Annotated in this window: 10 protein-coding genes; 5 read left to right on the plus strand and 5 right to left on the minus strand. The window is 65.4% G+C overall.

Annotated features, from left to right (window positions below; genetic code table 11):
- Nucleotides 1–296 precede the first annotated feature (296 nt).
- The 3 genes from WCZ84_RS12295 to WCZ84_RS12305 all read left to right on the plus strand — a co-directional run bounded on the left by WCZ84_RS12295 (nucleotide 297) and on the right by WCZ84_RS12305 (nucleotide 3,233).
- A complete protein-coding gene (locus WCZ84_RS12295) occupies nucleotides 297–1,505 on the plus strand; it encodes an ABC transporter substrate-binding protein (RefSeq protein WP_372686569.1) in 1,209 nt (402 codons plus the stop codon).
- 102 nt (nucleotides 1,506–1,607) lie between these two features.
- Nucleotides 1,608–2,390 carry an SDR family oxidoreductase gene (locus WCZ84_RS12300; RefSeq protein WP_372686570.1) on the plus strand — a complete coding sequence of 261 codons (783 nt, stop codon included), beginning with the start codon at nucleotides 1,608–1,610 and terminating at the stop codon, nucleotides 2,388–2,390.
- Nucleotides 2,391–2,417: 27 nt separating this feature from the next.
- Nucleotides 2,418–3,233: a methyltransferase domain-containing protein gene (locus WCZ84_RS12305; protein ID WP_372686571.1), complete on the plus strand. Its 816-nt coding sequence runs from the start codon at nucleotides 2,418–2,420 to the stop codon at nucleotides 3,231–3,233.
- 16 nt (nucleotides 3,234–3,249) lie between these two features.
- Here the strand turns inward: WCZ84_RS12305 and WCZ84_RS12310 are convergent, their stop codons facing one another.
- Genes WCZ84_RS12310 through WCZ84_RS12325 form a run of 4 tightly spaced genes read right to left on the minus strand, consistent with a single transcriptional unit; the run spans nucleotide 3,250 to nucleotide 6,026 of the window.
- Complete coding sequence (locus tag WCZ84_RS12310) at nucleotides 3,250–4,008, minus strand: SDR family NAD(P)-dependent oxidoreductase (RefSeq protein ID WP_372686572.1); 759 nt, start codon at nucleotides 4,006–4,008, stop codon at nucleotides 3,250–3,252.
- Between the two features lie 32 nt (nucleotides 4,009–4,040).
- Nucleotides 4,041–4,697, minus strand: coding sequence for a DNA-3-methyladenine glycosylase (locus WCZ84_RS12315; RefSeq protein WP_372686573.1), 657 nt, complete (start codon nucleotides 4,695–4,697; stop codon nucleotides 4,041–4,043).
- 60 nt (nucleotides 4,698–4,757) lie between these two features.
- A complete protein-coding gene (locus tag WCZ84_RS12320; RefSeq protein WP_372686574.1) occupies nucleotides 4,758–5,351 on the minus strand; it encodes an undecaprenyl-diphosphatase in 594 nt (197 codons plus the stop codon).
- 60 nt (nucleotides 5,352–5,411) lie between these two features.
- Nucleotides 5,412–6,026 carry an FmdE family protein gene (locus WCZ84_RS12325; protein ID WP_372686575.1) on the minus strand — a complete coding sequence of 205 codons (615 nt, stop codon included), beginning with the start codon at nucleotides 6,024–6,026 and terminating at the stop codon, nucleotides 5,412–5,414.
- Between the two features lie 222 nt (nucleotides 6,027–6,248).
- On the opposite strand from WCZ84_RS12325, the gene acnA reads away from it, so the two are divergent.
- Nucleotides 6,249–8,921 carry an aconitate hydratase AcnA gene (acnA, locus tag WCZ84_RS12330; RefSeq protein WP_372686576.1) on the plus strand — a complete coding sequence of 891 codons (2,673 nt, stop codon included), beginning with the start codon at nucleotides 6,249–6,251 and terminating at the stop codon, nucleotides 8,919–8,921.
- On the opposite strand, the gene WCZ84_RS12335 is transcribed toward acnA, so the two are convergent.
- Nucleotides 8,918–9,760 (minus strand): aldo/keto reductase, encoded by an 843-nt coding sequence (locus tag WCZ84_RS12335; RefSeq protein ID WP_372686577.1) that lies wholly within the window; start codon nucleotides 9,758–9,760, stop codon nucleotides 8,918–8,920. The two genes, acnA and WCZ84_RS12335, sit on opposite strands and share 4 nt — an antisense overlap.
- Nucleotides 9,761–9,943: 183 nt before the next feature.
- On the opposite strand from WCZ84_RS12335, the gene WCZ84_RS12340 reads away from it, so the two are divergent.
- Entirely contained in the window at nucleotides 9,944–11,407 is a 1,464-nt protein-coding gene (locus tag WCZ84_RS12340; protein WP_372686578.1) for a DNA recombination protein RmuC, read from the plus strand.
- The last annotated feature ends 71 nt before the right edge of the window (nucleotides 11,408–11,478 follow it).

Here is an 11,478-nt window from a genome sequence, read left to right on the forward strand (position 1 = left end):
CCGACCTGCCGCGCACGCGCAACATGAAAATCATGCGTCGGGTCGTGCGCGCCGCCTTGCTCGATCTGGATGCCGGCGATCTCAGCACGCTGGTCAACCCCGAATCGGTCGACGCCATCCGGGTCAGCGCGCGAGCCATGAAATCAATATCCACGTAACCAAGGAGGTGCCCGACTGAAACCAATCGACATCAGCACCGTACGTATTCGGATGCAAGGCATGCAGGGCCATGGGGGCCAGGCATGCAGACGTCAAATCTGGACCACTGACGAATTTAAACGAGTGACGGAGACATTATGAAGCTCAATCTTTGCAAAGTGTCCGCATTGCTGGGCATGGCGGGTATTCTTTCTTTAGCGGCCCTTCCTTCGCACGCGGCGCAGGACAAGGTTCGAATCGGCCACCTGACGGACATGAGCAGCGCCTATGCCGCTCTGGACGGCAAGGATGGTGCGATTGCCATCCAGATGGCCATCGACGACTTTGGCGGTACGCTCAATGGCAAGCCCATCGTGCTGCTGAGCGAGGATCATCAGAACAAGGCCGACATTGCGGCCTCGCGGGCACGCGAATGGATGGATACCGAAGATCTCGACATGCTGATCGCCGGGACCAACTCGGCCGCGGCGCTGGCCATGTCCAAGATCGCCGAAGAAAAAAAGCGGCTGATGATCGCCAATGGCCCGGGGACCTCGGCGCTGACCAACGAACAGTGCTCGCCCTATACCATTCACTACGCGTGGGATACGGTCGCCCTGGCCAAGGGCACCGCCAACGCGCTGATCAAGGAAGGCTACAAAGACTGGTATTTCCTGGCGGCCGATTACGCCTTTGGCGAGGCGCTGGTCAATGACGCCCGGAGCGTGATCGAGGCCAACGGCGGCAAGGTGGTCGGGACCGTCAAGCACCCGCTCGGGGCGCTGGACTTCTCATCCTTCTTGTTGCAGGCCCAGAGCTCCGGGGCCGAGATCCTGGGGATCGCCAACGGCGGGGCCGACATGATCAACGCCCTCAAAGTGTCGCACGAGTTCGGCATCGACCAGTCCATGAAAGTGGCCAGCCTGATGCTGTTCCTGATCGATGTGCACAGCATGGGCCTGGAGGATGCGCAGGGCCTGCTGTTCACGACCAGCTGGGACTGGAGCGTGAGCGACGAAGCGCGCGAGTTCGGCCGCCGCTTCTACGAGAAGACCCAGCGCATGCCCACCGACATCCAGGCGGCCAACTACTCCGCCACCATGCAGTGGCTGAAGGCCGCGCAAGAGTTGGGCACGACCGACGCCGACCAGATTCGCGAGTGGTTCCGCAAGACGCCGCTCAAGGATTTCTACGGCGAAGGCTACGTACGTGACGACGGCCGCTATGTCCACAACATGTATCTGGTCCAGGTGAAGTCGCCCAGCGAGTCGACGGAGCCCTGGGACTACGTGTCGACCGTGGCGGTCATGCCGGGCGAAGAAGTCTTCACGACCAAGGAAGAGTCGCGCTGCAAGCTCTGGAAGTAAACTACGGTGGGGTGCGTGGCCGCACCTCTTGCGCAGCGGGTTGGCAGGCGGCTCATCAGGGGCGCCTGCCGCCGCCCGGTCTGGACCACGAAGGAGGACATCATGGATTTGCAGCTTGCTGGTCGGCGCGTGCTCATCACAGGGGCATCGCAGGGTATTGGCGCAGGGATCGCCGAAGCGTTCGCGCGCGAAGGGGCATCCCTGACGCTGGTGGCCCGCTCTGAAGATAAACTGCAGCAGCTGGCGGAGGATCTCCGGCAGCGTTTTGGCGTGCCGGTCGGGATCCTGGCTGAAGACCTGACGGCACCGGGCGCCGTCGATCGCGTGGCGGCCCAGGCACCGGATACGGACATCCTGGTGAACAACGCCGGCGTGATCCCCGGGGGCGATCTGTTCGAGGTGGATGCGCAGCGCTGGCGCGAAGGCTGGGAGCTCAAGGTCATGGGCTACATCGACATGACCCGGGCCTTCTATGGGCTGATGCGCGCGCGCGGCGGCGGGGTCATCATCAACAACATCGGCAGCGGCGGCGAAAATTTCGACTTCGATTACGTCGCCGGCTGCACGGGCAATGCGGCCCTGATGGCCTTTACGCGATCCGTGGGCGGGCGCGGCCTGAAGGACGGCGTACGCGTTCTGGGCGTCAACCCGGGGCCCGTGGCCACCGACCGCATCGAACGCATTCTGCGTGGGCGTGCCGCCAAGAGCCTGGGTAACGCCGAGCGCGCGGCCGAGCTCAAGGCCAGCATGCCGCTGGGCCGGGCGGCGTCCGTAGAAGAAGTGGCCGATCTGATCGTCTTCCTGGCTTCGGGGCGGTCCGCGTATACGGCTGGCACCATCGTCACCGTGGATGGGGGCGCGGCATCGGCCGGGTCCATCATCTGAAGCCCCTCTTGCAACCAAGGGTGAACCGTGGGTGATCCGCAGGGCGGTGCAACGTATACGCATGGCTATCACAGCTCGGTGCTGCGGTCGCACAACAATCGAACGGTCGAAAACTCGGCCGCCTATCTGGCGGCCGAACTCCGACCTGGCCTGCGCCTGCTGGACGTGGGGTCCGGGGCGGGCACCATCACCGCTGATCTGGCCGCCCGCGTGGCACCCGGCGACGTCGTGGCGCTCGAACTCACCGAAGAATCCCGGGCGCTCACACAGGCCGAGGTCATGCGCCAGGGGCAGGGCCACGTGCGGTGCGTCGTGGGCGACGTGCACGCCCTCGATTTTCCCGACCACAGCTTTGACATCGTGCACGCCCATCAGGTCCTGCAGCACGTCGCCGATCCCGTCCAGGCCTTGCGCGAGATGAAGCGCGTCTGCCGGCCAGGTGGCCTCGTTGCCGCCCGGGACGCCGACTATGCCGGTTTCATCTGGTATCCGCTGCTGCCAGAGCTCGATGACTGGCTGAGCGGGTATCGGCAGGCTGCGCGCGCCAATGGCGGCGAACCCGATGCGGGGCGTTTTCTGCTGCACTGGGCGCGGCAGGCGGGGTTCAGCCAGATTGAATGCAGTTCCAGCACGTGGTGCCTGGCCACCCCCGAGGCCCGCGCATGGTGGGGCGGCATGTGGGCCGACCGCATCCTGCAGTCCCGGATCGCAGCGCAGCTGCTTGAACAGGGCCTGGCGAGCCAGGCCGGCCTGCAACGGATCTCGGATGCCTGGCGTCGGTGGATGGCGGCCGAAGACGGGTGGATGTCCATCGTGCATGGCGAGATCCTGTGCCGCGCCTGAGCACGCCGCCGCATGGCTACATCAGGGTGGCGGTCAGGCCGCCATCGACCGCAATCACCTGGCCACTGACAAAACCGGATTCGCGTGCGGCCAGATAGACGGCCGTGGACGCGATGTCGCCGGGGGTGCCCCAGCCGGCCGATGGTGAACGGCTGGCCAGCCATTGGCCGAAGGCCGTGTCGTCGACCAGCGCCTGCGTGAACTCGGTCTGGATGTACCCGGGGGCGATGGCATTGACGGTGATGCCGTGGGGGCCCAGCTCGGCCGTCCATTGCCGCACCAAACCGTGCAAGGCGGCCTTGGCAGCGGTGTATGCCGTGATTTCGCGCTTGCCCTGCAGGCCCGTGATGGACCCGGTAAAGATGATGCGGCCATATTTGCGCGCGATCATGTGCGTTGCCAGATGCCGGCCCAAGGCCCATTGGGCGGTCAGGTTGGCAAAGAGGATGCGCTCGAATTCGTGCTGTGGAAAGGACACCAGCGGCTCGCGGTGCTGAACTGCGGCATTGGCGAACAGGATGTCGATCGGGCCGGTCTGGGCCAGCGCCTGGTCGACCGCGCCCAGGGTGGCCGGCAGATCTTCGATGTCGAAGACCAGCGGCAGCGCCCGGAGACCTTCGGCCTGCAGTGTGGCGACCGCCTGGTTTACCGAGTCTGCACGGCGGCCATGGATGATGACCTGGGCGCCTTGCCGGGCCAGGGCTCTGGCTGTTTCGTAGCCGATGCCGCGGGATGAGCCCGTGACGAGGGCGGTGTGTCCGTCGAGATTGAACATGGTTTTCGATCGAGAATGGCGGACAGGCCGGGCTAGACCGGCAGCACTTCCTTGCGCCGCAAGGCCCCATAATAGCGCCAGAACAGCAGTGCAGCCACCGAGCGCCAAGGCGCCCAGCTTTGGGCGATGCGGCTCAGCTCCGCCACGGCGGGGGCGGGATCCAGGCCCAGCGCATCGCCCACCCCCTTGCGCAGCGCCAGGTCGCCGGCGGGGAAGACGTCCGGGTGGCCGGCGCAGAACATCAGGTAGATCTCGGCCGTCCAGGGGCCAATCCCCTTGTAGCGGGTCAGGGCCTGCAGCGCCTGGTCCGCGGACTGGCGCGCTATGACATCGAGATTCAGCTCGCCCGCGGCCATGGCCTGCGCCACGCCCTGCAGGGTCAGAAACTTGCTGCGCGACAGGCCGACGCCTTCCAGCCCCTTCTCGCCCAGGGCCAGGTAGGCCTGCGGGCTGTCGGCGGCATCGCGCGCCTTGAAACGCCGCCAGATGGCATCGGCGCTGGCGACGGACAGCTGTTGGCCGCAGATGACCCGTGCCAGGCCTTCGAAACCCGGCGCGTGCATGCGCGGCTGCAGGGGGCCCGCCACGCGGCTGACCGGAACGAGGCGGGGGTCGTGGGCGAGCAGCTGTTCGAGATGGTCGTCGATGACAGCCTGTTGATGGATATCGGGCAATGCAGCAGCGTTCATGCGGACTCCGGACGGCAGGCAGGCCGCTGGGGCCAGGTGCGTGCGGCCTGACCGTGTGGTTTAGCTTTTGACCCAGCCCTGCTGGATGGGCCAGGCGAAGAGGCGGCGATACAGGGGCTCCATGAGCCTGCGCATCGCGGGTACCCAGCGCGTACGCAGCGGCGCCGTGATCGTGGCGGCCAGTAGGCCGACGGCGGCGGCACCGGCCATGTCGAGTGGAAAATGAATGCCCATCCACACCCGGGCCCAGGCCACGATCAAACCGAGCAGGGCCAGCCAGGCCGCCACCCTGCGCCGGACCGGGTGCAGGGCCATGCCCGCGCACAATGCCCAGATAAAGCTGAGGTGGTTGCTTGGAAAGGATGCGGTCGGCTTGTGCGGCAGATGTTGTATGCCCAAGCCGATCATGAAGGGACGCGGATGAAACCACACTTGCCCGATCAGCCAGGAGAGCCCCATGGCCACGCAGGCGGCCAGTACGCCCTGCAACAGGGCGTCGCGCCCGGGTGCCGTGGCGCGCAGCCAGCTGGCCACCACATACAGCGGGAACAGCCAGACCAGGCCGTTGGCCAGGAAACGACCCAGCCACAGGGCGCCCGGCCCGGGCTGGCTGGCGTTGACCCAAAGAAACAGCGTCTGATTGAAGGTTTCCATGAGCGGATTTTAGCCGCTCGCGAAAGCCAGGGGTTCAGGCCCGGCGTTCAGGCTTGGGGTTCAAGCCGCCTGCAGGTGGCTGATGCTGATCAGGCCGGCTTGTTCCGGTGCCATAAGGATGCGCCGCACCCGATCCTGCCACAGTTCTCCGAACTGCAGGCTCTCGTCGTCGGTGGCCTGGCCCGAGAGCATCTTTTGCAGCAGCGGCATGGCCGCCGGCGAGCCTGGCACGGCCTGGGCGCTGAAGGACACCGCCACGGCGGCGCCGGTGTCGCGTCGGGTGAACAGGATTTCACCTGGGATGTCGGCATTGAAATGCAGCAGGTGGCGCCGGTCGTGGCGGCCCGCAAGCCCTTTGAAACCCGTATCGGTGGTGGCGCCGGTGATCAGGCAGACCACGTTGGCGATCACCCCCGTGACGCCGCTGGTGGCCTCATCGGCAAAATGGACCTCGATTTCGCCCCGCTGCGGCGTGCCATCGGGATACAGGGCCTGCAGGGCCCGCACCGTCATCAGCCAGGCCCCTGCGACGGTGGGGCACGAGTGCCCAGCCAGGCGAACCGCGTCTTCATAGCCGTACTCGATCGTGCCATCGTCCGATGCCCCGAGCAGCTGGGCCAGGCCGTCATGGACGGTCAGGCGGGGCGCCTGCGCAAAGAATGCGGGAAAAGCCATGGTCATGTCCCCTGGAAATATGTTGAATGAGAATGATTCCTGCAGTGTAGATCCATCGACGGTGAAAGCAGAAGGCATCATTCAGGGCAAATGGCAAGCTGGAACGACGTATGTCAAGATTGCCAGGCAGGTGATTCGTCAGATTCATGCAAGCATTGCGTAGTAACATGGCCTCATCCGACCTTATTCCTTACAGGGCAAAAATCTCCAGGAGGACACGCGATGGCTCATCCCAATAGTTTCGGCGCTCAGGCAACACTCGATGTGGGGGGCAAGCCCTACCGCATCTGGAAGCTCGACGCCCTCAAGGCCCAGGGGCTGGATCCCTCCCATCTGCCGTACGGGCTCAAGATCCTGCTCGAAAACCTGCTGCGCACCGAAGACGGCCAGTCGGTGCGGGCCGACGACATCCGCGCGCTGGCCGCCTGGGATCCCAGCGCACAGCCAGACCGCGAAATCGCCTTTACCCCGGCCCGGGTCATCCTGCAAGACTTCACGGGGGTGCCGGCGCTGGTCGACCTGGCCGCGATGCGCGATGCCATGCAGACCCTCGGGGGCGATGCCGCCCGCATCAACCCGCTGGCGCCGGTCGAACTGGTCATCGACCACTCGGTGATCGTCGATGATTTCGGCCACAACGCGTCCTTCAAGCGCAACCAGGAAATCGAATACCGCCGCAACCTCGAGCGCTACAAGTTCCTGCGCTGGGGCCAGACCGGGTTCGACAACTTCCGCGTGGTGCCGCCCGATACCGGCATCGTCCACCAAGTCAACCTCGAACACCTGGCACGCGGCGTGTTCACCCGGCAGGTGAATGGGGTAACCGAAGCCTATCCCGACACCTGCGTGGGTACCGACTCGCATACCCCCATGGTCAATGGCCTGGGGGTGGTGGCCTGGGGGGTTGGCGGGATCGAGGCCGAGGCCGCCATGCTGGGCCAGCCCATCTCCATGCTCATTCCACGGGTGGTGGGCTTCAAGCTGCATGGTTCGCTGCCCGAAGGCACCACGGCCACCGACCTGGTGCTGACCATCACCGAACAGCTGCGCAAGCATGGCGTGGTGGGCAAGTTCGTCGAATTCTACGGGCCCGGCGTGGCCGCCGTACCGCTGGCCAATCGGGCCACCATCGGCAACATGAGCCCCGAGTACGGTTCCACCATTTCCATCTTCCCGATCGACGACGAAACCCTAAGCTACCTGCGCTTCACCGGCCGCTCCGAAGAGCAGGTGGCCCTGGTCGAAACCTATGCCAAGGCCCAGGGCCTGTGGCATGATCCGGATCACGAACCGCAGTATTCCGAGCGTCTCGAGCTCGACCTGGGCACGGTCGAACCGTCCATCGCCGGCCCCAAGCGCCCGCAAGACCGCATCGCGCTGTCCAATGCAAAATCGGCGCTGGCCACCTCGCTGGCCGCTCTGCCGGGTTCGCCCACGTCCAATCCGGCCACGGCCACGGTCGATGGGCAAACCTTCCAGATCGATCACGGCGCGGTGGTCATCGCCGCCATCACGTCATGCACCAACACGTCCAACCCGGCTGTCATGATCGCGGCGGGCCTGCTCGCCAAGAGGGCGGTCGAGCGCGGCCTGCGCACCAAGCCCTGGGTCAAGACCAGCCTGGCGCCTGGCTCGCGCGTGGTCACCGATTACTACGAAAAGGCGGGCCTGAACACGTACATGGATCAGCTCGGCTTCAACTTGGTGGGCTATGGCTGCACCACCTGCATCGGTAATTCTGGGCCCCTGATCCCCGAAGTCTCGGCGGCGGTGGGGGCCAACAACCTGGCGGTGGCCTCGGTCCTCTCGGGCAACCGCAACTTCGAAGGGCGCATCCACTCCGAGGTCAAGCTCAATTACCTGATGTCGCCGCCGCTGGTGGTGGCCTACGCGCTGGCCGGCACCATGGATTTCGATCTCTTCAACCAGCCGCTGGGGCAAGACCCGAACGGGCAGGATGTCTACATGCGCGACATCTGGCCCACGGCCGAAGAAATCCAGTCGGTCATCCAGTCCTGCATTTCGGCCGACATGTTCAAGCGCGGCTATGCCAACGTCTTCGACGGCGGCTCGATCTGGAACGACCTCGAAACACCGCAAGGCAGCATATTCCACTGGGACGAATCCTCCACCTACGTGCGCAATCCGCCTTATTTCGAGGGCATGCCGCGCGAACCCCAGCCTGTGGGCAACATTGCGGGCGCCCGTGTGCTGGCGCTGCTGGGCGACTCGGTCACCACCGACCACATCAGCCCGGCTGGCTCCATCGCCAAGGATTCCCCGGCGGCCCAGTATCTTCAGGCGCACGGGGTCGAGCCCAGGGATTTCAACTCGTATGGGTCGCGGCGCGGCAACCACGAGGTCATGATCCGCGGCACGTTCGCCAACGTACGTCTGCGCAACCAGATCGCCCCCGGTACCGAAGGCGGCTATACGCGCGACTTCACCCAGGCGGGCGCACCCGTGGCCACCATTTTCGATGCCTCGCAGAATTACCAGAAAGCCGGCATCCCGCTGGTGATCCTGGCCGGCAAGGAATACGGCTCGGGGTCGTCACGCGACTGGGCGGCCAAGGGCACGATCCTGCTGGGGGTGAAGGCGGTGATCGCCGAATCCTTCGAGCGCATCCACCGCTCGAACCTGATCGGCATGGGGGTGTTGCCGCTGCAGTTTCCCGATGGCCAGAACGCAGCCAGCCTGGGCCTCACGGGCGAGGAAACCTTCGAGATCACCGGTATCGAAGGCTTCAACGATGGCGGCAACCCCAAGACGGTGCATGTCAAGGCGGGTGCGGTCGAGTTCGACGCCCTGGTGCGCATCGATACCCCCACCGAGGCGTCGTATTACCGCCATGGCGGCATCCTGCAGTACGCCCTGCGCCAACTGCTGGCCTAGCCTTCCATCAGGTGGAACCGCATCGGGTCGGCCCCGGTGCGGCCATCGGCGCGGTCCAGCGCTGCGATGCGCGCCATCGCGTCGTCGTCCAGGTGCAGGTTCCAGACGTTGAAGTTTTCGCGGATGCGCTGGGCATTGCCCGACTTGGGGACGGCCAGGTGGCCAGACTGCAGGTGCCAGGCCAGTATCACCTGAGCGGGCGTAGCCTGCAGCTGGTGCGCGAGTTCTAGAAAGACGGGGTCCTGCAGCACGCTGCCATGCCCGAGCGGGCTCCAGGCCTGGGTGAGGATGCCGTGGTCGGCATGAAAGGCGCGCAGCGCTTTTTGCTGGAAATAAGGGTGCAGCTCGATCTGGTTGAGCACTGGCAGCACGCCGGTCTGGTCGAGCAGTTCTTGCAGAAGATCGATTTCGAAATTGCACACCCCGATGGATTTGGCCAGGCCTTCGTCGCGTAGCTGGATCAGGGCCTGCCAGGTTTCGATGTAGCGGTGCTCCATGGGCACGGGCCAGTGGATCAGGAAGAGATCGACGGCATCGAGGCCCAGGCGTTCGAGGCTTTCTTCTAGCGCGGCCTTGGGTTCGTCGTGCCCATGCCGGTTGTTCCAGACTTTGGTGGTAACGAAGAGTTCGTTGCGTGGGATGCCACTGCGCGCGATGGCTTGGCCGACTTCGGTTTCGTTGTAGTAGATGTAGGCGGTGTCGATGGCACGGTAGCCGGCTTCGAGCGCCGCCAGTATGGCGGGCACGGCCGTCTCTCCGGTGAGTTTCCAGGTGCCCAGGCCCAACTGGGGGATGCGGCGGCCGTCGTGAAAGGCCAGGGTGGCTTGCTGTGTGGTCATGAGGGTTCTCCGGTACGCCCCCCGCGTGGGGTGAAGGCTGTCGCCAGACAGCGTACAGACGCCTGCAGTGAGGCGGGCAGATGTCCCAGTGTACTCAATTGTCATCCGCGCACGCCTGCGCGCGGACAATTCTGCCCCTGGTGTGCGATGATAATGGATGTTGCAGGTACAGGGCCCAGGTTTGTGATCCCGTTCAATCCCGATACGCTGGCCATTGCCGTCGCGGGCCTTCTGGTGCTCGTCCTGGTCGCCGGCGGGTGGGCCCTTCGGTGGCGCTTCAGGCTCTCGGCCCAAGACGGGCAGCGTCTCGAGCAGCTGGCCGGGCTGCAGAGCCGCGTCGAAGCCTTGCAGGGGCAGTGCGACGCGCAGGTCCAGACTATCGAGTACTGGCGCCATCAGGCGCAACAGGCCGAGCTCGCGCTGGCGCGGGCGCGGGCCCAGCTCGAAGAAAAACAGGCGGCGCTGCAGGGGATGCAAGCCGGCTTCGAGGCCGATCGCGCCCACCTGCGGGCCGAATTCGAGCACCTGGCGCATCAGGTCCTCGAAGAAAAATCCCGTCGTTTCGCCGAATCGGGGCGCAGCGAGCTCAGCCATGTGCTGCAACCCTTTCGCGAACAGGTCGAGCAGTTCCGCCAGCGTATCAACGAAGTGCACGAAGCGGCGGTACGCGGCCAGGCCCGCCTCTCCGGAGAGATCGAACACGTGCGCGCCATGGGCCTGAAAATGAGCGCCGAGGCCCATGCGCTCAGCTCGGCGTTGCGTGGCGACAAGAAAACCGCCGGCCACTGGGGTGAAATGCAGCTCGAACGCAGCCTGCAGGTGGCGGGCCTGGTGCGCGACGAGCACTATCGCAGTCAGGCCAGCCTGCGCGATGAAGCCGGCCAGCGGCGCCTGCCGGATTTCCTGGTGCTGCTGCCCGATGGCAAGCATATGGTGCTCGACAGCAAGGTCTCACTGGTGGCCTGGGAGCAGGCGGTGGCCGCCGATACGCCAGAGGCCCGCAGCCAGGCCCTCGAGGCCCACGTGCAGGCGGTGCGCCAGCACGTGTCCGATCTGGCCGGCAAGGACTATGCGCGCTTGATCGGCCTGCACAGCCCGGGCTTCGTGCTGATGTTCATGCCGGTGGAGCCCGCCTACATCGAGGCGCTGCGCCATGACAAGGCCTTGTTCGATTGGGCGTATCGCCAGAACGTGGTGCTGGTATCGCACACCACGCTGATGCCGATCCTGCGCACGGTGGCGAGCCTCTGGATGCTGGCGCGCAGCAACGAGCAGGCCCGTGCCCTGAGCGACATGGCGGGCGACCTGTACCGCCAGGTTGCGCGCGTGGCCGAGCGGTTGCAGAAACTGGGCCAGACCCTGGGCACCGCCGTCGGCCATTACAACCGGGTGGTGACTGCGGTGGCCGGGCAGCAAGGCCTGTGCGGCAAGGTCGGCCGCTTCTCGGAGCTGTCCATCCAGGCGGGCAGCGACATGCCGGATCCCGCCGCACTGCACGTCGACATCGAAGTCCACCGGCTCGCCGGAATTTTGCCCGATGATGCCGTACCGGGCGATACGGCACCAGACGATGCGGCACTGGACGATGCGGCACTGGACGATGCCGGAACCGGGGGCCCGCCGCAGGCGCAGGCCCGCCGCACTTAGCCTGGCTGGCGGGCCACCCAGCGCCGGATGTGGTCGAAACGGTCGAAGCCCCAAAATGGTTCGTTATCGAC

This window comes from Castellaniella sp. (assembly GCF_041675725.1).
Lineage (GTDB): Bacteria > Pseudomonadota > Gammaproteobacteria > Burkholderiales > Burkholderiaceae_B > Castellaniella.